The organism is Methyloparacoccus sp. NF-16, assembly GCF_056880625.1.
In genome coordinates this window covers 1,708,469-1,732,062 of sequence record NZ_CP174130.1, presented here as the reverse complement: position 1 = coordinate 1,732,062, position 23,594 = coordinate 1,708,469, and the positions used below count along the sequence as shown (strand labels likewise).

The 23,594-nt window shown below is 63.5% G+C and carries 23 protein-coding genes and 1 tRNA gene; 14 read left to right on the top strand and 10 right to left on the bottom strand.

The window, feature by feature from the left end:
- The first annotated feature begins 48 nt into the window (after nucleotides 1–48).
- From ACH5N8_RS08330 to ACH5N8_RS08285, 10 genes are all read left to right on the top strand, one after another.
- Nucleotides 49–399, top strand: coding sequence for a hypothetical protein (locus ACH5N8_RS08330; RefSeq protein ID WP_483280973.1), 351 nt, complete (start codon nucleotides 49–51; stop codon nucleotides 397–399).
- Between the two features lie 98 nt (nucleotides 400–497).
- On the top strand, nucleotides 498–644 hold the full coding sequence (locus tag ACH5N8_RS08325; RefSeq protein WP_483280972.1) for a TadE/TadG family type IV pilus assembly protein: 147 nt from the start codon (nucleotides 498–500) through the stop codon (nucleotides 642–644).
- Nucleotides 645–713: 69 nt separating this feature from the next.
- The gene (locus ACH5N8_RS08320) at nucleotides 714–983 is read left to right on the top strand and encodes a hypothetical protein (protein ID WP_483280971.1); all 270 of its coding nucleotides are present in this window, start codon (nucleotides 714–716) and stop codon (nucleotides 981–983) included.
- A 17-nt stretch (nucleotides 984–1,000) separates the two neighbouring features.
- Nucleotides 1,001–2,467, top strand: coding sequence for a pilus assembly protein TadG-related protein (locus tag ACH5N8_RS08315; protein ID WP_483280970.1), 1,467 nt, complete (start codon nucleotides 1,001–1,003; stop codon nucleotides 2,465–2,467).
- A 64-nt stretch (nucleotides 2,468–2,531) separates the two neighbouring features.
- The gene (locus ACH5N8_RS08310; protein WP_483280969.1) at nucleotides 2,532–2,936 is read left to right on the top strand and encodes a TadE family protein; all 405 of its coding nucleotides are present in this window, start codon (nucleotides 2,532–2,534) and stop codon (nucleotides 2,934–2,936) included.
- A gap of 153 nt (nucleotides 2,937–3,089) precedes the next feature.
- A complete protein-coding gene (locus tag ACH5N8_RS08305; protein WP_483280968.1) occupies nucleotides 3,090–4,295 on the top strand; it encodes a CpaE/TadZ family protein in 1,206 nt (401 codons plus the stop codon).
- Between the two features lie 3 nt (nucleotides 4,296–4,298).
- Nucleotides 4,299–5,696 carry a TadA family conjugal transfer-associated ATPase gene (locus tag ACH5N8_RS08300; RefSeq protein ID WP_483280967.1) on the top strand — a complete coding sequence of 466 codons (1,398 nt, stop codon included), beginning with the start codon at nucleotides 4,299–4,301 and terminating at the stop codon, nucleotides 5,694–5,696.
- Between the two features lie 55 nt (nucleotides 5,697–5,751).
- Nucleotides 5,752–6,729 carry a type II secretion system F family protein gene (locus tag ACH5N8_RS08295; protein ID WP_483280966.1) on the top strand — a complete coding sequence of 326 codons (978 nt, stop codon included), beginning with the start codon at nucleotides 5,752–5,754 and terminating at the stop codon, nucleotides 6,727–6,729.
- 12 nt (nucleotides 6,730–6,741) lie between these two features.
- Nucleotides 6,742–7,698 (top strand): type II secretion system F family protein, encoded by a 957-nt coding sequence (locus tag ACH5N8_RS08290; protein ID WP_483280965.1) that lies wholly within the window; start codon nucleotides 6,742–6,744, stop codon nucleotides 7,696–7,698.
- A 14-nt stretch (nucleotides 7,699–7,712) separates the two neighbouring features.
- Entirely contained in the window at nucleotides 7,713–8,627 is a 915-nt protein-coding gene (locus ACH5N8_RS08285) for a tetratricopeptide repeat protein (protein WP_483280964.1), read from the top strand.
- Between the two features lie 21 nt (nucleotides 8,628–8,648).
- On the opposite strand, the gene ACH5N8_RS08280 is transcribed toward ACH5N8_RS08285, so the two are convergent.
- Both ACH5N8_RS08280 and ACH5N8_RS08275 read right to left on the bottom strand, forming a co-directional pair.
- The gene (locus tag ACH5N8_RS08280; protein WP_483280963.1) at nucleotides 8,649–10,127 is read right to left on the bottom strand and encodes a hypothetical protein; all 1,479 of its coding nucleotides are present in this window, start codon (nucleotides 10,125–10,127) and stop codon (nucleotides 8,649–8,651) included.
- 3 nt (nucleotides 10,128–10,130) lie between these two features.
- The gene (locus tag ACH5N8_RS08275) at nucleotides 10,131–11,357 is read right to left on the bottom strand and encodes a glycosyltransferase family 87 protein (protein ID WP_483280962.1); all 1,227 of its coding nucleotides are present in this window, start codon (nucleotides 11,355–11,357) and stop codon (nucleotides 10,131–10,133) included.
- A 465-nt stretch (nucleotides 11,358–11,822) separates the two neighbouring features.
- Between ACH5N8_RS08275 and ACH5N8_RS08270 the strand changes: the two genes are divergently transcribed.
- The gene (locus ACH5N8_RS08270) at nucleotides 11,823–13,289 is read left to right on the top strand and encodes a glycoside hydrolase family protein (protein ID WP_483280961.1); all 1,467 of its coding nucleotides are present in this window, start codon (nucleotides 11,823–11,825) and stop codon (nucleotides 13,287–13,289) included.
- A 106-nt stretch (nucleotides 13,290–13,395) separates the two neighbouring features.
- On the opposite strand, the gene ACH5N8_RS08265 is transcribed toward ACH5N8_RS08270, so the two are convergent.
- From ACH5N8_RS08265 to ACH5N8_RS08255, 3 genes are all read right to left on the bottom strand, one after another.
- On the bottom strand, nucleotides 13,396–14,661 hold the full coding sequence (locus ACH5N8_RS08265; protein ID WP_483280960.1) for a di-heme oxidoredictase family protein: 1,266 nt from the start codon (nucleotides 14,659–14,661) through the stop codon (nucleotides 13,396–13,398).
- Nucleotides 14,662–14,698: 37 nt separating this feature from the next.
- Nucleotides 14,699–15,868 carry a YncE family protein gene (locus ACH5N8_RS08260; protein ID WP_483280959.1) on the bottom strand — a complete coding sequence of 390 codons (1,170 nt, stop codon included), beginning with the start codon at nucleotides 15,866–15,868 and terminating at the stop codon, nucleotides 14,699–14,701.
- A gap of 555 nt (nucleotides 15,869–16,423) precedes the next feature.
- Nucleotides 16,424–16,510: transfer RNA gene (locus ACH5N8_RS08255), tRNA-Leu, on the bottom strand.
- A gap of 184 nt (nucleotides 16,511–16,694) precedes the next feature.
- Here ACH5N8_RS08255 and rd point away from each other — a divergent pair.
- The 3 genes from rd to ACH5N8_RS08240 all read left to right on the top strand — a co-directional run bounded on the left by rd (nucleotide 16,695) and on the right by ACH5N8_RS08240 (nucleotide 19,083).
- Nucleotides 16,695–16,865 carry a rubredoxin gene (gene rd / locus ACH5N8_RS08250; RefSeq protein WP_483280958.1) on the top strand — a complete coding sequence of 57 codons (171 nt, stop codon included), beginning with the start codon at nucleotides 16,695–16,697 and terminating at the stop codon, nucleotides 16,863–16,865.
- A gap of 107 nt (nucleotides 16,866–16,972) precedes the next feature.
- Nucleotides 16,973–17,740 (top strand): hypothetical protein, encoded by a 768-nt coding sequence (locus ACH5N8_RS08245; RefSeq protein WP_483280957.1) that lies wholly within the window; start codon nucleotides 16,973–16,975, stop codon nucleotides 17,738–17,740.
- Nucleotides 17,741–17,781: 41 nt separating this feature from the next.
- Nucleotides 17,782–19,083: an AMP-binding protein gene (locus ACH5N8_RS08240; RefSeq protein ID WP_483280956.1), complete on the top strand. Its 1,302-nt coding sequence runs from the start codon at nucleotides 17,782–17,784 to the stop codon at nucleotides 19,081–19,083.
- A 22-nt stretch (nucleotides 19,084–19,105) separates the two neighbouring features.
- Here ACH5N8_RS08240 and ACH5N8_RS08235 read toward each other — a convergent pair whose 3' ends face one another.
- Genes ACH5N8_RS08235 through ACH5N8_RS08215 form a run of 5 tightly spaced genes read right to left on the bottom strand, consistent with a single transcriptional unit; the run spans nucleotide 19,106 to nucleotide 23,594 of the window.
- Nucleotides 19,106–20,377, bottom strand: coding sequence for a cation:proton antiporter (locus tag ACH5N8_RS08235; protein WP_483280955.1), 1,272 nt, complete (start codon nucleotides 20,375–20,377; stop codon nucleotides 19,106–19,108).
- Between the two features lie 28 nt (nucleotides 20,378–20,405).
- Nucleotides 20,406–21,125, bottom strand: a complete 720-nt coding sequence (fabG, locus tag ACH5N8_RS08230) for a 3-oxoacyl-ACP reductase FabG (RefSeq protein WP_483280954.1) — start codon at nucleotides 21,123–21,125, stop codon at nucleotides 20,406–20,408.
- Nucleotides 21,122–21,562 carry a hotdog family protein gene (locus tag ACH5N8_RS08225; RefSeq protein WP_483280953.1) on the bottom strand — a complete coding sequence of 147 codons (441 nt, stop codon included), beginning with the start codon at nucleotides 21,560–21,562 and terminating at the stop codon, nucleotides 21,122–21,124. Before ACH5N8_RS08225 ends, fabG begins: the two co-directional genes overlap by 4 nt.
- The gene (locus ACH5N8_RS08220; RefSeq protein WP_483280952.1) at nucleotides 21,553–22,353 is read right to left on the bottom strand and encodes a beta-ketoacyl synthase chain length factor; all 801 of its coding nucleotides are present in this window, start codon (nucleotides 22,351–22,353) and stop codon (nucleotides 21,553–21,555) included. Before ACH5N8_RS08220 ends, ACH5N8_RS08225 begins: the two co-directional genes overlap by 10 nt.
- Nucleotides 22,350–23,594 (bottom strand): beta-ketoacyl-[acyl-carrier-protein] synthase family protein, encoded by a 1,245-nt coding sequence (locus ACH5N8_RS08215; RefSeq protein ID WP_483280951.1) that lies wholly within the window; start codon nucleotides 23,592–23,594, stop codon nucleotides 22,350–22,352. The genes ACH5N8_RS08220 and ACH5N8_RS08215 overlap by 4 nt, the downstream gene beginning before the upstream one ends.

Below are 23,594 nucleotides of genomic sequence, written 5' to 3'. Positions count from 1 at the left end.
GACGCGGTGGAACGCCCTGCCCAGACCAAGGCAACACGAGAACAGGCCATGACGCAGACAATCAATCCGAGGATCGCGGCCCTGCTGCTGGCCCAAGCGCTGGCGGGCTGCCAGGAATGGATGGCTGAGCCCGTCCGGGTGGAGCGGAATTTCGGCGAATCCGTGCGGGTGGTGATGCTGGATCAGATCCATGACAAGGACAAGGCCACGCACCCGGCGGCCCACGCCCCGGATGGCATGTCCGGCATGAAGGCAACCAAGGCCCTGCAGCGCAGCTATCAGATGGATATCGGCCGGCCGGAACGGGTCCGCGAGATGTCGCAGATCAACGTCCAGAGCGGCGGCGGATCGGGTGGCAGCGGCGGATCGGGGGGGGGTGGCGGTGGCGGCGGTCAATGATGTCAGCGAACGGGTAGGCGAGGGCCGCCATCGTGGCTAGCCGGCCGATCGCAGTGACATTGCTTCGGCGGCGTGGGGTGATGTCGGGCAGGGCGTGCATGACTGGTCTGGCGCTGGTGGAGTTTGTCTTGGCCGCGCCGGTCCTGTTTCTGCTGATGTTCGCCATGGTCGACTTCGGCCAGGCGCTGGCACTGGCGGACAACCTGGCCTACGCGGCGGATGCCGGGGCGGCATATGCTTATTAGAAGTGGGTCAAAGGGTCTGGCGCTGCGATTCCCAATCTGCAGGCCATCAAGGATGCCGTGAAATGCGCCGTGAAAAATGGCAATAACGCTTGCCTGCTGGCGGATAACCAGGTGACGGTCGACAAGCTTTGCGGTTGTCCGGCGGGTTATGTGCTTTCGCCCTCGGACTCGACCTGTGCTGACATTGATGCCGCGGGTAGTACGGTCTCCTGTCCCGGTTACGGTGACCCGCAAATTACCTTCCGGATCACCACCACCAAAACCCTTCAACAATCCCTGACCCGATATTTCTGGAATGCCAGGACGATCACCCGGTCGTCGCAATATCGCGTCCAATAGCGTAGACGAGGTATGCCATGAGTCTCGGAGAAGCGGGAACGAGTCGCGGCAGGGAGGGCCAACGCGGGGCCATTCTGCCGCTGGTCGCGGTGGGGCTGGCGTCTCTGTTTGCCGTGGCGTCGCTGGCATTGGACGCGGGCGGCATGATTACACTCAAAGAGCGCATGCAGGTAGCCGCCAACGCCGGTGCGCTGGCGGGGGCCATGGAAGCCTCGCGCGGAAATAATGATCTGGTCGAAACCCAGGCGCGTGCTGCCACCGCCGCCAATGGCTTCACGCATTTAGCCGATTCGGTTACCGTTACAATTAATAGCCCCTCATCGGGGGCTTGTGACAACGCGAAAGCGGGCAGCGAATATGTGGAAGTTTTGATTTCCAAACCCTATCAGTATGCCTGGCTGAACACATCCGGTACGATCCGCGCGTGTGCGACAGCGAACCTTGGGAGTGTGGCAGGAGGTGCTGGTGGCGGGTCCGGTCCAGTCTGTCTGGTTGCCTTAAGCGCGCTGGGCACCGACATTCTGAGCTCAGGTGGGGCAAAGATTTATGCGAATAACTGTGATATCTGGGTGAATTCTGCCGCAAACAGTGCCATGAAAACTGAGCCAAGCGGCACAATTGAAGCTACGCAGGGTGGCAACATCCTGATCGTCGGCGGCTATGACGAATTCAAATGGGGGAATCCAATAAAGCCAACCCCGGAAACAGGTCAAGCACAAATAGCGTTAGGCTCGGATGACATGCCGGACACACCTGGCTTGGACGATCATTGTAATCCAAGTCCCTCACCACCAAACTGGGGCACGGCAACCTTCAATCCAGGCAGCTATTGTGGGAAGCTCAGACTCGATGGATCATTGATGGCAACCTTCAAGGCCGGTACTTATGTATTCTGGGGTGGGTTGGATTTTGGAGGTAATGTTGACATTACCTTCCAGCACAATACTGAAATCATCACCGTGGGGGGAGGCTTGAGCATCGGCAATAGTGCCAAGGTAAAGGGAACAGGCGTTTCCTTCTACAATACATGTCGTAAGCAAGCCGGCAATGGCGCGAGCACTTGTCCCATCACAGGACCAGTTCCAACAGCGTGTCCGACAGAAAATCAGGGCAAGCAAACGATCAACTTGTGTGGTTCATTTAAGGCCTTCAGCTTTTCGGGAGGAGATAGGACCATCTCCTTGGCTGCCCCAGCGTCGGGGGCGTTCAGGAATATCCTGTTATATTCCGATGTGCCCGGGTATGTGAATACCATTGAAGGCAGCGCTCAACTGAACGGCGATGGAATTATCTGTCTGCCCTCTCAGGATCTGTCCGTTTCCGGCGGAGCGGCGTTGCTTCTCGACGGCGCCGTCACGGCCAACAGGATTTCTGCCGTGGGCAGCGGCCGGCTGACAGTCTCCAAGAGCAACAGTGTTGCCGACGCGAACGGTCAGCCCTGCCTCCTGAGTGCCCAGAAGGTCGAACGGATTTACTTGCAGTGATGTGCGGCCGACGTAGCCATCGACGTTGTCGAAGTGGATCATGACGTGCCGAGGAAGGTCCAAATTGGCGTATGGCCAGCGCCAGGCCGGTTTGACCGTGGTCGAAACTGCTTTGGTGCTGCCGCTGGCGTTCATGCTGATCTTCGGCATCCTGGAATACGGGCGTCTGTTCTGGCTCTACGAGTCGGTCAATTATGCCGCCAACCGGGCGGCCCGCGTTGCCGCGCGGAAAGGCGGGGGCGTGGACGAAGCCGCGATCACTGACATTGTCCACGCCTTTCCCGGACTGGAATCCGCCATAGTCAATCCAGCCTGGGATGATCCCTCCGGCAAGCGTGGTGGCTCGACGTTCACGGTGACCGTATCGGTTCCCTATACCGCCATCGTGCCGCATCCACTCGTACCCGGAAACATAAACCGGACATTAACTTCCACGACCGAAACGGTAATCTTTGGAAATCCTGAGTAGCCATGCCACTGAATGTCTGCCGCCATCGTGCCGCCGGGGAGCTCCGTTCGTGCCTAATCCGGTCCTTTCCCCGAGATCTGGCGGTACCGGCCGGCCGCGTCCGGATAGGCCTCGACGCTCAAGGTTGCTGATTACCTTCGCCATCGACCGACCATGCCAAGAACCTTCCGCGTCCTGATCACCGGCCATCAGGTCGATCTGCTGCAGAAGATCGCCGAGGCGCTGGCGCCCCTGCGCGAGCTCAAGCTGGATATCAGCCTGCTGCCGCACCACGAGACGGACCCCCTGGGCAAGCCGGGTCCCCTGCCGGATTTGCTGGTGCACTGCCTGAGCGCGCAGGCCGAGCTGGAACTGGGCGCCCTGATCGTTCGTCCGCCCGCGCAGCGGCCGGCGGCGCTGCTGGTGGTCGGCTTGCCCAAGGACAGCGATCTGCAGCACATCCGGCTGGCCATGCAGGCCGGCGCCCGGGATTTCATCACCCAGCCGCTGGCCGCCGAGGAACTGCGGCAGGCCGTGCACAAGATTCAGGACGAGCTGACCAGCGAGTCGGGCAGCGGCGGCCATGCGCTGACGGCGTTCCTGAGTCCCAAGGGCGGCGGCGGCGCCTCGACCGTGGCCATGGGCGTCGCGCACATGCTGGTGGCGCGTTATCACGTGCCGAGCCTGTTGATGGATCTCGATTGCCAGTTCGGCTCGCAGTACCTCAATCTCGACCTGAAGCCGGAAAAGGGCCTGCGCGAGGCGCTGGACGCCGTGGACGCCATCGACGAGGTCGCCCTCAAGGCGTATGTCGCGGCGCATCCCAGCGGCCTGCATGTCATGGGCGCGCTGCCCTCGCAAATCCTGCTGCCGGGCGATGTGACCGAGCGGCAGCTTTACCAGTTGCTGGAAATCCTGATCAGGAACTATGGCCAGATCGTGGTCGATCTGCCGTGCGTGATCGATTCCACCTTCAGCCTGATCATCGAGAAGATGCGCCGCATCGTGCTGGTGGTGCAGCAGGATTTCCAGAACATCCGCAATGGCCAGAAGCTGGTCCGCATCCTGCGCGAGGACTTGCAGGTGACGCCCGACCGCATCGCCCTGGTCGTCAACCGGTTCGAGGCAAACAATCCCATCAGCCTGCAGGATATCGAGAACGCCTTGCAGTTGCGGATCGTGGGCATCGTGCCCAGCGATTTCCGCAGCGTCAACGATGCGGCCAACCTCGGGATACCGTTGCTGGAGCATGCGCCCAAGTCGCCGGTCACCCAGGCCCTGTTGCAGCTGACCGGCTGGATGATGGGCATCAAGCCGGCCGAGGAGACGCCGCCCACCTTTTCCGGGAAGCTGCGGGCCTGGCTGGCCGGCAAGGGGTAGGCCATGGACCTGAAGGAACGTCTGCGCGGCCTGAGAAACGCGGCGACGGCCCCGGTCGAGGCGACGCCAGGGGCTGCCCCGGCGCGGCAGGAGCCGCCAGCCCACTGGAGCGCCCACGAGCGCCTGGTCCTGCGGGGGCTGAACGAATCGGAGCGGGAATGGCAGCTGAAGCTCTATCGGGAACTGATGGAGATGATCGACCTGTCGGTCATGATCGAGCTGGAGCCGGCGGAGGCGCGCCGGCAGATCCGCGACATCGTCCAGCAGCTGTTCGTGAAGCATGCCCTGCCGTTCAACGCCGCCTCGCGCGAGGTCATCACGCGCAGCGTCGAGGACGAGATTCTCGGGCTGGGGCCTCTGGAGCCGTTGCTGGATGACCCGACGGTGACCGACATCCTGGTCAATGGCTCCCAGCAGATCTACGTGGAGCGGCACGGCAAGCTGGAGCTGACGCCGCTGAAGTTCCACGACGACGCGCACCTGATGCGCGTCATCGACCGGATCGTGACCGCGGTCGGCCGGCGCATCGACGAATCCTCGCCGATGGTGGACGCGCGCCTCAAGGACGGTTCGCGGGTCAATGTCATCATCCCGCCGCTGGCCATCGATGGCCCCTGCATGTCGATACGCCGGTTCCCGGCGGAGCGGCTGCGAACCGAGAACCTGATCACCCTCGGCACCCTTACGCCGGCCATCGCCGAGCTGATGAAGGCCATGGTCCGCGGGCGCCTGAACATCCTCATCTCGGGTGGCACCGGCTCCGGCAAGACGACGATGCTGAACGTGCTGTCCGGCTACATTCCGGTCGACGAGCGTATCGTCACCATCGAGGATGCCGCCGAGTTGCAGTTGCAGCAGCCGCATGTGGTGCGCCTGGAAACGCGGCCGGCCAATGTCGAGGGCAAGGGCGAAATCAAGCAGCGCGAGCTGGTGAAGAACGCCCTGCGCATGCGGCCGGAGCGCATCATCCTGGGCGAAATCCGCGGCGAGGAGGCGTTCGACATGCTGCAGGCGATGAACACCGGCCACGATGGCTCGCTGGCCACCATTCACGCCAACTCTCCCCGCGACGCCTTGGCGCGCCTGGAGAGCATGGTGGCGATGTCCGGCATCGACCTGCCCGCCAAAATGGTGCATGCGCAGATTGCCTCGGCGCTGGATGCCATCATCCAGGTGGCCCGGCTGGAGGACGGCAGCCGGCGCCTGTTGAGCCTGACCGAGGTGCAGGGCATGGAAGCGGATGTCATCACCCTGGCGGAAATCTTCACCTTCGAGCGGCGCGGCCTGGACGACCTGGGCCGGGTGCGGGGCAATCTCAGGGCCACCGGCGTGGTGCCGCTGTTCTTCGATCGCCTGCAGCGCCGGGGGATTGCGCCACCGAACGAGATTTTCAGCCTCTGATGATGTCGCCAGCAAGGGCAGGATACCCGCGGCGGCGGGAACCGCGATCAACCTCATGGACAAGCACGCTCTCGTCATCTTCCTGATTCTGCTGTTCGGTGCGTTCTTCCTGCTGGCGCAGGTGCTGATCGTGCCGAACCAGACGACCAGTCGCCGGGAAATGCAGCGTCTGCGGCGTCGCATGGAAGGCCTGGCGCACGAGGAACCCGTGGGGGTTTCCATGAGCGTGCTGCGGGAGCGCTTCCGGCGCACGCCCTCGCTGCTGGAGCAGGGCCTCGGCTGGATCCCGGGCATGCAGCGGCTGGCCCGTTCGCTTGAGCATCCCAGTCAGTCGATTTCCGGCTATGCCTACATACTGGCCGCCATCCTGCTGTTGCCCGCCGGTTTGGCGCTGGGCTGGCTGCTGTCCCATTCCATGCCCGTCAGCCTGGCATTGGGCGGCCTGGGAACGGCGGCGCCCTTCCTGAAACTCAGGAGCGACCGGCTGAAACGCTTCAACAGGTTCGAGGAGCAGTTGCCGGGGGCGCTGGATGCGATGGTGCGGGCGCTGCTGGCCGGTTACCCGTTCGCCGAGGCACTGCGGCAGGTGGCGCGCGACATGGACGACCCGATTGCCACGGAATTCCGCATGGCTTTCGAGGAGATCAATGCCGGCATCGAGGTGCGCACGGCACTGAACAACCTGGTCATTCGCATGCCCAGCGTGACGCTGATGGCGATGGTGACGACGGTCATGATCCAGCGCGAGAGCGGCGGCAACCTGGCCGAGTCGCTGGTGAAGATCAGCGGCGTCATTCGCGGGCGTTTCAGCTTTCAGCGCCGTATGAGGACGCTCACGGCGGAAGGGCGGATTTCCGCCTGGGTCATGGGCCTGATGCCATTTGTCATCTTTGGCGGCATCACCCTGCTGCAGCCCACGATGATCCGGGAGTTCATCAACGATCCCAGTGGGCAGACCATGATCGCCTACGCGCTGGGCTTCATGGGCGTGGGCGTTGTCTGGCTGCGCGTATTGCTGAACCTGAAAGTCTGAGCCGTCGTCCGCATGTCCGCCGAATTCCTGTCCTGGCTGCCGCAATCATTCGAGGGCTGGCTGTTGCTCGGCGTTCAGGTTGTGCTGCTGCAACTGGCGATCTTTCTCTGTCTGTGGGTCTTTCTACCCCAGGAGAAGCGCCTGGACGATCGCCGACGGTCGCTGGGCCTGATCGACGAGCCCGGTCCATCGACAATCCGATCCATCGCCCCGAATCTCGCCGAGCAGACATCCTGGGACAAGTTCACGACGATTTTCCTGCCCCGCAACGACAAGGCCCTGGCCCTGAACTCGCAGCGCCTGCGCCTGGCCGGCTACCGGTCCTCAACGGCCATGGCAAGCTACTTCACGGTGCGCACGACCGCGATGCTGCTGCTGCCCCTGCTGGTCATGCTGCTGCCGGCCGTGGTGCCGGGGATGACATTCCGGGAACTGACGCCCTACGCCGGGTTTGCCTTCGTCGTCGGCATGATCATTCCCAGTTACTGCCTGGACAAGATGATCGAGCGGCGCCAGCGGCTGTTGCAGAACGCCGTGCCGGACCTGCTGGATCTGCTGGTGATCTGCACCGAGGCGGGCCTGAGCCTGAATGCGGCGCTGGTCCGCGTCACCCGGGAGCTGGCGGATATCCATCCCGAGTTTGCCGAGGAGATGGCCATCGTCCTGGGCGAGATACGGGCCGGGCTCGACCGGGAGCGCGCCTTGCGGAGCCTGATCGACCGTACCGGACTGGAGGATATAAAGGCCTTGGTGGTGCTGCTGATCCAGAGCATGCGCATGGGTACCAGTGTCGCCGAAACCCTGCGCGTCTATTCCGAGGAGTTCCGCGAGCAGCGCATGCAGAAGGCCGAGGAAGAAGCGGCCAAGCTGGCGACCAAGATGATCTTTCCCATGGTGGTCTGCTTCATGCCGGCCTTCTTCGTGGCCGCCATTGGCCCGGCCATGATCAGTCTGGTGAAGAATTTCTGAAGCGGGAGAGGCTCATGCCCAAGCATTCAGGTCTCCGCTGTGTCTGGACCATCATCCCGGCGATCCTGGCGGGTTGCGTGGCCGGCACGCCGGATGTCAGGACATCGGTCCATTTCGACGGCAACCCGGAGGCTTCGGCCGGGCTGGCAACGTCTCGCGAGGACCTGCCACAGTTGCTGCAGAAGGCCCGGCTGGCGCGCAAGGAACACAGGGACGATGAGGCACTGTATCTGTTCGTGCGGGCTCTCGAACGCGATCCGCTGAATGCCGAAGCCTTGCAGGCAACCGGCGATCTGCACCGGGAGAAAGGCAACCGGGAACTGGCCGAGGTCGCCTACCGGATGCTGATCAAGCGGAATCCGCGTGACCCGGCCGCCCAGGAGGGGCTGGGCCTGTGCCAGCTGAACGATCGCGATTCGGCGGGTGCGCTGGCTGCCTTCCGGGCCGCGATTGCCGCCGATCCCAGGCGCTGGCCGTCGCACAACGCCCTGGGCTTGCTGACCGACCGCGACGGCCGGCATGCGGAAGCCCAGGGCCATTACCAGCAGGCACTGCGCATCCACCCCGACGATGCCGGTATCCTGACCAACCTGGGTTACTCACGCTATCTGGCCGGTAACTGGCCGGGGGCGATGCAGGCCTACGAGCAGGCCCTGAAAATCGACCCGGCCCATGAAGGCGCCTGGCTGAACAAGGGGCTGCTGCTGGCCCGCCAGCGGGACGACAAGGGCGCACTGGCGGCCTTCCGGCAGGTGATGGATGAAGCCGATGCCTACAATGATCTGGGTTACATCTACATGACCCAGGGTGAACCGGATACCGCGCACGAATATTTTGAAAAGGCCATCCGTACCTCGCCGGCCTATCACACGCTGGCCAACGAGAACCTGCGCCGGCTGCTCAGCGGAGAACTCCCGCACTCGGACTGACAGGCGGGGCCGGGTCCGTATTCACGGCGCGGCGATGCCCGGCAGGGCTTTTGGCGTCGGGCGCGAGATGAACAGCGCGGCTACGTTGTCCTCGTAGAACAGCGCGAAGCGCGGGTCCAGCTTGAGCAGCGAACACAAGGGCTGGTCCCGCTGGGCAATCACCAGGTTTGCACCAAGCAGTTCCGGGTCATCAGCCCATCCGGGTTTGCCGGACCAGGTGCGCAGGGATCGCTCGATGCGTTCGTCGCCGTGCTGGTTGGCCCGGCCATCCAGGCTGACCTTGTGTTCGGGCAATTGCCAGATCAGGTAACCGCCCCAATCGTAATGGTTGTAGAGCGGCCCTTGCAGGCGGTGCAGCCTGGCCACATCGATCGCACGCTGGGGGAAATTGTCCGCCAGCAGCCGGGTCAGCTGAGGATTGTCGACATGACGGATGCGCATGCCGACGCTGGTAACCAGCAGGGTCAGCAAAAGGCTGACCAGCAATTGCGGGCGCGTGAAGCTGGTTTCCCCGGGCTTTGGTCGCGGCAGGGCGGATGCCAGAATCACCAGGGATGGCAGGAGCAGGAACCAGACATCGCGCCGTGCGCGGAATGCCAGCACCAGCCCGGTGAGGAACAGGGGAATCAGAAAACCATCCAGTTCGCGCTTTCTGCCCAATACAAAGGCGGCACCGATGGCGACCGCCAACACCACCCAGTCGTCAAAAGACCGGAATGGCATCGCTCGCAGTTCGCCAATGGTCGTGAAAACCCCGGTTTGACCAATGACCTTGAAGAGTTCGAGATAGAGTTCGTGGTAGTAGGGTGTCAGCCAGGTTGCGGCAACCGCCAGCCCGGCGGCAATCCAGACTTTACGATCGATGGCCTTGGCCGGTGCCATGGGCAGCCCTGGTTTCCGTAGCACATGGGCCAGTGCTGGCTCAAGGAGAAACAGACCCAGCACGTAAAGGCCATAGATGAACTGTATGGCCATACTGGCCCACAGCCAGAACAGAATGGGCAAGAGGTAAAGCCGACCGGTCCGGCCGCTTGAACGGGCTTCCAGCAGCAGATCAAGCTCGATCGTCATGAACAGAATGCTGATCAGCCAGGGGCGCGGGGTTTGGAGCAGACCCGCCATGCCTAGAATGCCGAACGCCGTCAGCACAACGAGTGTGCCTGGATCGCGGTTATGGCGCCGGAGCGAAAATAGCAATACGCCTGCGATAGGGAACGTCAGGGTGGCGGTGAAGAGGGGCAATCCGACCAGGTCCAGACGGGCATGGAAGAGATACAGAATGATCTCAAAGAGCCAGCTATAAGCAATCCAATCTTTACCTTCCCCATAGGCCGAAAATGGGTCACTGTTGGGTAGGTTCCAGTGTTCCAGTATCCATTGGCCGGTCCTGATGTGCCACCCAATGTCCGGATCGAGTATGGATTGCGGTATCAAGGTAAAGCTGGCCGTCAGCACACCGAGCGAACCTAGTAATAACGATCTTCTAACAAGCTCTTCCATGATTCAAACGATATCGCTCGATGGGTGATGATTGCCGGCACGGCTCACGCGTGTTTTTTCGGTGGCTTGGCCTGCCATTATACAGCGTCTGATGGAAATCCAGAGAAGCAACCCGATCAGAAAAGGGGCGACTGGCCATTCTGTCAGTTTTGCTAATGGAAGGACGAGTATTGGTAGATACCATGCCAGGAAGCAGGTTATCCGCTCCATAGGTAGCCACCCTGACTGACATCCTGATTTGATCACCCATAGTATAGGAAAGGCGAGCCAGGCCAGGTCGTAATCATACAGGTAAGGCGTCGTCAAGAGGCTGGCTGTCATCAGCATGGCTCCCTTCAGGGGAAGGGGTGCCGAGGTTTTCCATGTCCGGAAGACTGTCAATGCCACCAATGCGCCCAGCAGGCCATGAGCGAGCCAGGCCAGATTGATGGGAAGTCCTGCCCGACGAAGGGTGACAAACACGCTGGGCATCTTGTTCTGGATCAAGCCTCCCTCTTCGATGAGGGTCCGAGCGATATGGAGATTGTCCATGAACGTCTTGAACGTTTCCCAGCCTAGCACATGACTGCTCAGGACAGTAAAGCCGACCGCTGTAATCGCAGCAATGCCAAGTGTATTCCAAGAGCGGGAGACGATCAACGAGATGGGAAACAGCACGGCAAGATGAGGCTTTATGATCATCAAACCTATCAATATTCCGGCAAGCCTGGGACGTCGCTCCATCAGCAGGATAGACAGACCTGCCAATGCCGCAGTCAGAAATCCATTCTGCCCCTGAATCAGGTTTACGAAAAATCCGGGAAAGGCCATCAGGAACAGAATGGGGATCCCCTCGGCAGCTCGGTGCAGGATGAAAAAATATGCTCCGGCCGTTGCGAGCATGAATGTCCAGAAGGCGACAGGATAGTCAAGTTTCGATAGTGGCCACAAGATCAGCAGGAAATTTGGCGGGTAGAACCATCCATATCGAGCTTCGACATTGGGTATGGCCAGCCGCTGTACTTCATTCAATCGGCTGGTATCGTAGGCTTCTGCAGCATTCCCTGCTTCAGCCAGTTTAGCGGCTGCCCAGAAGACGGAAAAATCGCCACCCAATGGATTGCCGGAGATGTCAACACGATTATGGGATAGCCAGACCCAGGCCAGGCCGGTCACCAGAAAGGTAATCAGGGTGAGGCGAGCATAGGCAAGCAGCCTCGCCCTCGTGAGCGACATCTCAATGATTGCCAAGGCCGAAATTATAAGTGACTGAGCCTTGGAGATTACCGATGTTGCAGTGGATATCTGACCCGGTAGGTTCCGGTATGCAGATTTGAATATGCGAGGCAGAATCATATCCGTGAATACTTGTATTTTTGGTTTTAAGAATAATGGAATATCGCTTCACCAAATCACCCGCAACGGGAGGCTAAGGCGAATATTGCTGGCATCGGTTCAGGCCGAGCGCGTCTTGCTTTGTGGCGAGTCATTCCCCGTTTTTTTAGAGGTGAAAAGTGAATCTCCCGACGATCCTGACAATCCAGGATGCAGCCAGGTTGGTGGGTGTGTGCCTCGCGTCACCTGCTGTCATTGACCCGATTGCAAACGGGTGATTTTTCCGTCAGCATGGCGGTGCACTCTCATTTGCAATGCCATGCATCAAGATAAGGGTGACAAAGTGCGGTATCGAAAGACAATAACCCACGGAGCGCATCGATGAAGATCAAGATTGTCATTTCTACCCTTGCAGCCGCTCTGGCTGTCGCCTGCTGTTCCGCCACGGTCTCGGCAGCCCCGTTCCAGGGGCGCGTACAGGTTCAGGGCAAGGCGCTGGTGGCGGGCAATGGCCAGCGGTTCATGGTCCGGGGCGTGGCCCTGGCGCCCTTGAATATCAACAACGACTTGCTGGCGGACAACAATTTTGCCTATACGCGGGACAACATCCTGCCCAAGCTACAGGCGCTGCATGTCAATATGGTGCGGGTCTATCAGGTCGACGTGACCAAAGGGCATGACAATGTCATGAATCTGCTCAAGCGGAACGGCATCTATGCGGAGATTTCCATCACCTCCGATACCATCAACGTCAATCGTGTCAATCCGCAGTACACCACGGCGCTGAAAAAGCGCATTCGCCAGGTGATCGACGATTTTGCCAAGTACGACAATGTCCTCAGCTTCTCCGTCGGCAACGAGGTGCTGGACCCGCTCGGCACCTACGCCTATGTCACCCAGTCGGAGAGCCCCAGGCAGTGCCATACCCCCGAGGATTGCATCGCGCGCACGGTCATGCTGGAGAAACGGGCCGCTTCCATCGAGAAGTCCATGATGCGGGATGCCAAGGCCTATCTGAAGAGCAAGGGCCGGACCATCCCGGTGGGGATCGCCCTGCGGGATGTGCCGACCTCGACCATTCCCGCCAACCTGAACGGTCTGGTGGGCACCGACATCGCGTCGCAATACTATGCCTGCGGGACCAACGTCGCCGAGCGGGCCGATTACATCGGTGCGAATGTCTATCGCTATCAGCAGAATGGCGACATGGGCGCCCTCGACGACTTTGCGCAGGAGGTGGCGAATCTGCCGGTGCCGGTGTACCTGGACGAGGAGGGCACGGTCATCAACAGCAACAAGCCCCATACCCGGGATTGGAAGATCGTCGGTGCGTTTTATGACCGGGACAGCCTGATCAACAATCTCTCCGGCGAGACCGCCTACGAGTTCTTCAACGAATCGAACAACTTCGGGCTGTACTACGACGATGGCGCCAGTCTCCCGGAAACCGCCTGGGGTGGGGCACAAGCCCTGGCCACGCAATTTGCGGCTGTCGAAAACAAGGTCTTGCCACTGCCGGCCAGCAATCCCGCCACGGTGGCTTGTCCCGACAACTTCAATCCCGCCCTTCAGCCAGTCACCAAGGACGCCAGCATCACCGTCATGAACTATGCCGACCGACAGCTCCAGGTGGTACAGAACGGAGATGTCCTGCACAGCCTGCCCCCCGCGATTGCCAACAACAATCCGAGTGTCACGCCGGTCATAGCCGACAGTACCCAGGAATTCTTCATCCTGGATCAATCCAGCAATTGGGCGCTGGTGTGCAAGATTGCCGCCAACCGCCTCAAGGATGGTTCGATCGTGTCGAACAACGTAACCTGGGGCAACGCCTGTAACGTTCGTTAGCGCGGAGAGGCCGACGCACGCAAATGACCCGGGGCATCACCTGGGGGAGCACGCGCGAGGCGCGCTGCCCCGGGTCAAGGTTGATTTTTCGGACAAGGCTGACTGCTCACAGCGAACGCAGGAACTTGAGCAGCCTGGCCTGTTGTCCTTTGGTCAACGCCTTGTATCGCTCGACCACCTTGGACGCGGTTCCCCTGTGCCGTTCTATCGCTTCGGCAAGGGTATGGGCACTACCATCGTGCAGGAATTCACTGCGGATTCTCAGGCCCCACAGCGGCGCGGTTCTCATCTTGTTGCGGGTTGAAGCGGGCCCGTTCTGAACAATGCCATCCCCGGTACCGATATCGTGGAGGAGGAAATCGCTGTATGGGTGAATAGTCTTGCTCCTAAGGGCTGCGGGGACTGCCGAAGCGATACCTGCCAGGAGCGAACCTGTCCTGGCCGTTGTCAGCGTCGGAACATGGCATACGCCACACCCCACGCTATCGAACAACTTGCTCCCGGCCTTGACTGTCGCTGATCTCTCGAGCCTGGCATCACGAGGTGGCGCCTTTGTCGCCCTGATGAATTCAGCCACCAACTGGACTTCCCAGCCGTTGCTTTCTGGATCAGCCCGGATATCGTAAGCCGCGAGCGATTGACCATTCGAGGTGATCTCTGTCGGTACCACCGAATTGCTGACGCCCATCTCGCTGTGAAAGGCGTCCCCACAAAATGACAGCAACGTCGCATGTTGCGATTTCCAGCCAAATCGCCCCACCTTTTTCAGGCCGGGGGCCTCCAGCACGTCGACCATCACGGCTTCGCCTTCAATGTCTCCATGAGTTTCAGCCGCCTGCCTCCGGGCAATCCCGAGCAAGGTCTCGTCCGCGATGGCTTCGACGTAACCCGCTCCCAAGAGGCTGGTTGACAGGCGTTTGACAATCACATTGGCTGCCGATGGAACCGTTTCCTGAATGGAAGGCAGAATGGCCTTCTCATGGAACAGCGATCCACCCGGCAAGTCAAAATAATGTTGGCCGTCAAACACGCCGGCACGGGTAACCGTGACTTTGCTATACCCCCCGGGAACCGGGTCGTTATGGCATTCGACGCAGGATTCGCCATTAAAGACGGGCCCCAGCCCCATTTCTGCCGTCCATGTCTTTTCAAAAAAGGAGCGATCATGATTCATGTCGCCCTGGACAACCAGCCCATTGCTACGGTTGTCGAACCCTCTGGCTGCTTGCGTGGCCGCCAACGCGGCCGCGTTGTCCAGCATGAAAACCAATGATGACAGGGCCAGCATATGGCCATTAGCGATGACGTTACGCACTTGTCGATACCCTAAACCTACCCGGATTGCCGCACCATGCGGCACAAACTGCCACATGAGCAGCGACTCCCTGACGGCCTGGCCTTGGCCAGGCTCATCTCACGTCAATGACGGAGATCGTTTTGTCGTGGACGCTATCGATGAAGACCTTGCTGGTCTTTTTGCTGAATAACGCCGAGCGAGCTGCTGAACCAGAGACGCACGCACCGAAGTCGAAACAGCCATCAGGCAACAGCTTGCCGCTGGTCACCGGCAGGGGACTCCCCACGACGGTGTTGGTCCTGCCGTCAATAACGGATACGGTGCCATCGTTGGAGTTGGCGACATACATCTGGTTCTTGGCTTGGTTGACACCAATATCACCAATAGGCATGGACCCCCATTTTGTGCAGCCAGTCAGCTCAAGTGCCTCGTAGCAATGGGCAGGCTCCTGGGCACCGCTACCAACCAGCACGGTTGCCATGACTTTCCGCTTGGCGCCATTGATGATCGAAACCGTCCCATCCTGCCAGTTGGCGACATAGATCCGGTTTGTTTTCTCATTGATCCCCAAGCCATTCGGCACCGAGCCAACCGGTATCCGGGAACCGATAACCTTGTGATTTTTTCCGTTGATGACCGTGATATGGTTTTCAACGTAGCTGGCCACATAGACTCGATGACGCTTCTGATCCACGGCAACTTGAATCGGCGTCGAGCCTTGAGTGGCGCACTCGCCGGCCCAGGCATTGCAGTGCGGGGGCTGGGCGCCACCCGTGCCAATCGTGATCGTGTCCAGTACAACACCCTTCTTGAGATCGACCACCGAGACAGAACCTCCATGCATGCTGGTGACCCAGGCCTTGCCCAAGGACTGATCAACGGCAACTTTGACCGCATGATGGCCAGGGATGCTTATCGAACCGACAACCTTCCTGGTTTTCCGGTCGACGATTTTCAGTGCCTCATTGCCCATGTCCACCAGCAGAATCTGATCGGCTTTTCGATAATAGGCGAGACCATTGGCGGCAAAGTCAATATCAATGGCATCCTTGATGATGGCTTTCGCCGCGTCCACGACATAGACCTTACGTTCATCCGCGCTCGCTTCATAAATTTCCCCATCCCAATCGTTGACACCCCTCGCAAATAGCCCACCGCCGATGGGTATGGAGGTTGCGAATATTGGTGGCAATGGCGCCGCCGTTGATGCTGCTGAGCACGCAAGGAAAACGAAAGACAGGATGTTGGGTAGGTGACGAGCTGTAATTGACATTGTTTTCATGCGCGTTGTAGTTGAGTTGCATATCGCCCCTGCAAATCGGGAGGGGCTGAATGCTAGAACATTAATCTAGGCATGGGGCATGCCAAATATAATTAATTGAAAAACATGATGCTTTTGACGCTGGGCAAGGAGAAGATTGCGGCATATCGCCGATCGCACTGCGGCATATGCCTCAATTAAGGCATTCATGATGGATTCGGTGACCGTTTGCCGCGCCTGTCGGGACAGGGTTGGTCGCATTGCTGCGGCAAGGGTTGGTATGGACGTGGGTTCCGGGTGCCGCCGGGCAGTTGATCCGGGGACGATCGCCGGCCGGACTGGATGTTCCCCCGATGCCGAGTGTTCTGGTCAGAGATTGAGCAAACGGAGTCGGCATGCTCGGCCTGGCCGGCGTGCTGGCATCGCTTTGGTCCTCCCCTGAGGGGGGGCGGCATGCCAACAAGTATCGGGGCCACCATGGGGCGTTGTCATCGGCGACCCCTGAACGAAAAAACCCGCCAAGCCTTGCAGCTCGCGGGTTTCATGGATTGCCCAGGATGCCCCGGGACTTTCAATTGGTGCCGGAGGTCGGAATCGAACCGACACTTGGTTGCCCAAACCAGATTTTGAGTCTGGCGCGTCTACCAGTTTCGCCACTCCGGCAGCGAAGCTCGCCATTATAGCGGCTCGGTCAGGTCGTTGCCATCGGCCCGTTCCTGCTGCCATCCGACATGGCCACCGCGGCGGGGGCGGCTGGCCACCCATGCCGCTTGCTCACGGCTTCACGGCACCGCGGGGTGCACGTAAAATGACCGGTTGATTCCACAACCTCGACACCTGCGACATCATGGCCGACTTCAAGAAATACATCTGCTCCGCCTGTGGCTGGATTTACGACGAGGAACTGGGCGATCCGGATTCCGGCATCGCGCCGGGTACTCGCTTCGAGGACATCCCCGACGACTGGGTCTGTCCGGAATGCGGGGTGGACAAGAGCTATTTCGACCCCCTGGACTGAGGCTTGGGCGCTCGCGCAGCATGGTTCCCCCGCGTGAGTCCTGACGGCCGGTCAGCGTCTCCCCCAGCGCGCTGCCGCCGGGGGCCGGATTCCGGCGGCGGGTATCGATGACATCCCCCATCATCATTATCGGCATGGGCGAGCTGGGCGAACTGTTCGCCCGCGGTCTGCTCAAGCTCGGCTGTCCGGTCGTGCCGGTCCTGCGTGGAACCGATATGGATGCGCTGGCCCGTGCCATCCCGTCCCCGGCATTGGTGCTGGTCGCGGTCGGCGAGAACAATCTGCACCCGCTGCTGTCCGGTTTGCCCCCGGTCTGGCGTCCGCGGCTGGCGCTGCTGCAGAACGAACTGCTGCCACGCGACTGGCAGGCGCATGGGCTGAGCGACCCCACGGTCATCGTGGTGTGGTTCGACAAGAAGAAGGGACGCCCCTTCGTGCCGGTGCTGCCGACACCGGTGGCGGGGCCGCAGGCTGCCCTGATCCGGGAGAGCCTGGACATCATCGACGTGCCCTGCTGGGAAATCCCCCGCGGGGAACTGCTGTACGAGATGGTCCGCAAGAATCTGTACATCCTGACCATCAATATCGCCGGCCTCCGCGCCGGGGGCACCGTGCGCCAGCTCTGGCGCGATCATCGCGCGCTGGCTGCGGCGGTGGCGGCGGAAATTCTCGACATCCAGACCTCGCTGACGCAACAGTCGCTGCCCCGCGACCGGCTCATGGCCGGCATGCTGGAAGGCTTTCTCGGCGATCCCGAGCACATCTGCACGGGCCGCTCGGCGCCCGAGCGTCTCCAGCGCGCGCGCCGCCACGCGCGGGCTGCCGGTCTCGCAACCCCGATGCTGGATGCGATCGCCGCGGATCTCGGGCCCTGACGCCCCGCCGCCGCTCATCGCATTACGCCGGTTCGCAGGCCATGTCGTCGCCATTTGCCCAGGTTCGCGGCCAGACCGTCGGCCGGGACCGGTTTCTGGCCGAAAGCGCCCGGCTGGCGGCGGCTCTGCCAGCCGCCCGCCAGGCGATCAACCTGTGCACGGATCGCTACCGTTTCAGCCTGGGACTGGTCGCCTGCCTGCTGCGCGGCGTCATCACCCTGCTGCCCCCCGATCGTAGCCAGAGCCATCTGCAACGGCTCCGCCAGCAGTATCCCGGCGCGTTGCTGCTGGTCGACGAGCCGTACCCGGAGGAGGATGCGCCCGTCTGCCGCGTCGAGCGCCCGCCGGCAGTGTCCGGAACCGATACGACATCGCTGGATCTGCCGGCCGAGCAGCCGGCGGTGATCGCCTTCACCTCCGGCAGCACCGGCCAGCCCCAGCCGCATGCCAAGACCTGGGGCACGCTTGCCGAGAGCGCCCGCCTGATCGACGCCTCGCTGGGCGGCGTCGCCGGGCAGGTTCTGGTGGCCACCGTGCCGCCGCAGCACATGTATGGCCTGGAACTGAGCGTGCTGCTGCCGCTGTGCCGGGATGCCATCCTCTCCGCCGACCAGCCGTTCTATCCGGCCGATATCGCCGCCGCCCTGGCGCAGGTTCCCGCGCCGCGCCGGCTGGTGACGACGCCCATCCATCTGCGGGCGCTGCTGGAGAGCGGCGTGCCGCTGGGGCCGCTGCAAGGACTGGTGTCGGCGACGGCGGCTCTGGATCCGCAGCTGGCCCGGCGTTGCGAGCAGCAATGGGGGGCGCCGCTGCACGAGATTTACGGCTGTACCGAGGCCGGCTCGCTGGCCGGTCGCCGCCCGGCGCGGACGCCGGTCTGGCGCTGGTTCCAGGGCATCCGCGTGCAGCAGGACGCCAGCGGCCGCCACCGGGTACTGGCCGGACATCTGCCGGAACCCGTGGCGCTGGCGGATCAACTGGAAGCGGTCGATGCGACAGGCTTCCGCCTGCTGGGACGCTGCGCCGATCTGGTCAACATCGCCGGCAAGCGCGCTTCGCTGGCGCTCCTCAACCAGACGCTGCTGGACATCGAGGGCGTGGTCGACGGTACGTTCCATCTGCCCGACGCGCGCGAGGCGGTCACCCAGCGCCTGGTGGTGCTGGCCGTGGCGCCGGATGTGGCGGCCGAGGCCATCCGCGCGCGCCTGCGCGCCCAGCTCGACGCGGCGTTCTGGCCCCGGGCGGTGTACCGGGTGGCCTCGCTGCCGCGCAACGAGACCGGCAAGCTGTCCCGCGCCGCACTGGACCGGCTGCTGGCGCAGTGCCAGGCGTCGGGTTCCTGAGGCCGGGGGCTCCGGGTCTGGTTCAGCCCTGCCGCTCGCCGGGCGGCAGCCACAGACGCAACCCCGGCGCCGTCAGCAGCGTGCTGACGATGGCCATCAGTACCAGCATGGTGAAGACCACCGGCGGAATCACCCCGAGGTCATAGCCGAGATTGACGACGATCAGTTCCATCAGCGCCCGCGTGTTCATGAGGATGCCGACGCAGCGGGATTCCGCCGGCGGCAGGCCGCCCAGCCGCGCGGCCAGGTAGCAGCCGCCGAACTTGCCGATCCCCGCGGCCAGCAGCAGGCCGCCGAACCACAGCCACAGGGGCAGGCTGGTCAGGCTGCCGACATCGGTGCGCAGCCCCGTGTAGGTGAAGAAGATCGGCAGGAAGAAAACCGTCAGCAGGTCTGCCACCCGTTCCCGCCAGAAGCGGACCAGCGCCTGCTGGTCGTGCAGCAGCACGCCCGCCAGGAAGCCGCCGAAGATGGCGAAGATGCCCAGCTGGCTGGTCATCAGGGCGGAACCGAAGATGGCCAGCAACAGCAGCGCCAGCAGGTCCTGGGATGGTTCGTCCGCGCTTCGCTGGAATCGCCGCAGCAGACGCAGCAGCAGCGGGCGGGCCAGGCACCAGGAAGCCAGCGCGTAGGCCAGCAGCAGCCCGGTCTGGTGCAGCACCGCTGGCCAGGACGCCTGACCGGCCGCGATGGCGGCCACCAGGGCCAGCAGCACCCAGCCGAGCGCATCGTTTGCCGCCGCCGCGGCGATGGTGATGACACCCAGCCGGCTGCGGGTCAGGCCGAACTCCATCAGGATCCGCCCCAGGATCGGCACCGCCGTGATCGACAGGGCGACGGCCAGGAACAGGCTGTAGGCCAGCGCCGGCAGCCCGGGTGCCAGCCAGGGAGCCGAGACGACACCGAAGGCCAGGCCCAGCGCGAAAGGCAGCACGATGCCGGTGAGGCCGATCCAGAAAGCCAGGCGCCGGTTGGCGCGCTGCCCGAGCTTGGCGAAATCGAACTCCATGCCGACCTGGAACATCAGCAGGATGAGGCCGATCTGGCTCATCACCGCGAGCGGCGTGGCATCGACGGAATGGAACAGCCAGCGGGAGACATCGGGCGCCAGGGTCCCGAACAGCGTGGGTCCCAGCAGCAGGCCGGCGACGATTTCGCCGACCCCGCGCGGCTGTCCGAGACGCTGAAACCAGCCCCCGACCAGGCGCGCCGCCAGCAGGATCGCCATCAGTTGCAGCAGCGTGAAGAACAGCAGCGTTTCCAGGGCCTGCTGGCCGGCGGCGACGGTCGTCATAACGTGGGTGGATGGCGCGGGGCGTTGGTCAACGGATGCCGCCATCGACCGGGAACACCTGCCCGGTGATGTAGGACGCCGCGTCCGACGCCAGGAACGCCACCAGGGCCGCGACTTCCTCGGGCCGGCCGGCGCGCTGCATCGGCACCAGCCGGGCGATGCGTTCGGCCGGGAAGGCGGACTCGCTCATCGGCGAGGCGATGATGCCGGGGGCGACGACGTTGACCAGCACGTTGCGGCTGGCGAGCTCCAGGGCCAGCGACTTGCTGGCGCCGATGAGGCCGGCCTTGGCGGCGGCGTAATTGGCCTGCCCCCGGTTGCCGGTCAGGGCGGCCACCGAGGCGATCGAAATGACGCGGCCCCAGCGCGTGCGCAGCATCGGCAGCAGCAGCGGCTGGGTGACGTTGTAGAAGCCATGCAGGGAAACGTCGATCACCCGCGCCCACTGGCTCCGGCTCATGCCCGCCAGCGGCGCATCGTCATGGAGCCCGGCATTGTTGACCAGCACCTGGATGGGGTGTTCCTCGGCCAGCCGGCCGAGGATGTCCTGGCAGACCCCGGTATCCGTGACATCGAACTGGACCGCCTCGGCCGATCCGCCCGCCTGCCGGATGGCGTCCACCACGCGCGCCGCCGCATCCCCGTGGCGATGGGCATGCACCAGGACATGCAGGCCCATGCCGGCCAGCGCCTGGCTGATGGCGGCACCCAGCGCGCCGCTGCCGCCGGTCACCAGGGCCCGCCTCATGTGCCGGATTCCGGCACGGGAAAAAACACCGCCAGCCGGCCGCTGGCCAGCAGGTTGCCGTCCGCCGCCAGCCGGAAGTCGTACAGCGTGCTGCCGGCCTGGGCCACGACCGGGCATACCTCGATGGCCAGTTCCGCCGCAATGCCATCGAGGCGATCGACCGTCCAGCGGAAATCCCTGACCAGGGCCAGCAGGCCGGGTCTGGGCGATCTGTCACCCGCCATCAGGGCGCCATGCACGGCGGCCGCCTGGGCGGCGTATTCGATGGCCGCCGCCACCGGCAGCTGGCCCTCCCGCCGCAGTGGGTTGTCGGATCGCCGATGGCTGCCGGCGGCCGCCTGCAGCCGCCCGGCATGGCAGTCGCCGACGCTGTCCAGCAGCAGCATGCTGCCGGCATGGGGGATCAGGGCGGCAATCTCCGCCGATGTCAGCCGCACGGCTCGACCTCGATCCGCAGCGAGCCGCCCATGCCATGGCCCAGCGACAGCCGTGCCGGCCGCCCGGCGGCGATGGCGGCCAGCAGCGGCAGGCTGCGGGCGGCGGGGTTGTCGGTGCGGAGCTGCTCCAGTGTCGGCCCCGGCAGGCTTTCCGCATGGGCTGGCACGGGCCGGTAGTCCACCGCCAGCCGCGCCAGCCCCGGACCTGCCGGCCCATCCGCCTGGAGCAGCAGGGCGACGGCAAAGGGCTGGGTGATGGGGCGGAACTCGGCGATGGGAAACAGCGGCGGCCAGTCGCAGGCCACCAGCAGCACGGGGCTATCCCCCTCCTGACAACGCAGGCACGCCTCGGCCAGGCCGACCCCGAAGCTGTCATCGTAGCCGCAGAGGCTGTCGGCGGCGGCATGGGAGCCGCTGGCAATGCTCCAGTGACCCGCCGCGGCGTTGTGGACCGAATTGTGGAAGGCGGTCGGCGACAGACGCCGGTCGGTCCCGGCCAGTTGCTCGAAGATGCCGTGGACCACGTCCACCTCGCCGCCGGACGAGGCGAAGACCGCAGCCACCTGGCCGGCGTCATGCCCGGCCAGCGCCTCGGCGGCGACGTCCAGCGCCAGCCGGGTGACGGTCGTCGCGCGTCGCCGCTCGGTGGCCGGCAATCCCTGGCCGACCGGGCGGGACAGCGGCCCGGGGACATGGGAGGCCGGCTCGCGGAGCGTGTCGCGACAGCCCGGCCAGTCGGGCAGGCCCGGGCCACGCACGCCGATGCCCACGATGCGGACCGGCAGTGTCATGGGTGCCAGCCCAGCAGCAGGCAGGCATTGCTGCCGCCGAAGCCGAAGGCGTTGCTGAGCACGGTGCGCAGCGGCCGGCGTTCCTCCGCCAGCAGAACCCGGCCGACAAATGTCGGGTCCACCTGACGGGTCTGGAGGCTGGGCGGCGCGAACCGCTCCTCCAGGCACAGGCAGGCGATCAGGGCGTTCATGATGCCGGCGGCACCCAGCGTGTGGCCGATCCAGCCCTTGATCGAGCTGCACGGTCGTCCCGGTCCGAGGACATCCGCCAGCGCCCGGTCCTCGGCGCTGTCGTTGGCGCGCGTGGCGGTCCCGTGCAGCAGGGTGAAGTCGACGTCGTCGGATTCGCGGCCGGCGCGCAGCAGGCACTGGGCCATGGCCAGGGCCGCCCCCAGGCCCTCGGGATGGGGCGAGGACATGTGGTAGGCATCGGCGCTCTCGCCATGGCCGAGCAGCGCCAGCCCCGGCTCGCCGGGCCGGGCCCGCTCCAGCAGGGCAAAACCGGCCGCCTCGCCGATGGAAATGCCCCGGCGCTGCGCGTCGGCCGGGCGGCAGGGCTCCTCGGCCATCAGGTCCAGGGCATCGAAGCCATACAGGGTGGTCAGGCAGAGGCTGTCGACGCCGCCGACCACGGCCGCGTCGCACCAGCCGGCCGCGAGCATGCGGGCGGCGCTGGCGAACACCTTGGCGCTGGAGGAGCAGGCCGTGGACAGCGTCAGGGTCGGGCCGCGGGTGCCCAGGACCCGGCGCACGAAATCGGCCGGCGCGAAGGTGTTCTGGGTTTCCCGGTAGCGGAAGTCCGGCGGCAGCCGGCCGCTGTCGGGATCGCGCCGGCGATAGGCGCGCTCGGTTTCGAGGATGCCGGAGGTGCTGGTGCCCATCACCACGGCGACGCGCTCGGCTCCGTGCCGGCCGATGGCCGCGGCGACCGCCGCGAGGAACCCGTCCTGCTGCAGGGCCAGCCAGGCCAGCCGGTGGTTGCGGGACTCGTGGCGGGCCAGCTCGGCCGGCAGTGGCGCGGTTTCCAGTCCCGCGACGCGGCCGATCCAGGTGGCGAGCCCGGCTCCGGGGAAATCGCAGGGCCGCAGGCCGGAGCGGCGGCCGCGCAGGCCCTCCAGACTCGCCGCCCGGCCCGCGCCCAGCGCGTTGGTCAGGGTGTAATGGCGAATGGCGAGGGGGGAGCCGGGGCGAACCGCGTGAAGTTCCGGGTAACGGGCGCGGAGATCGATGAGGGCGGGCAT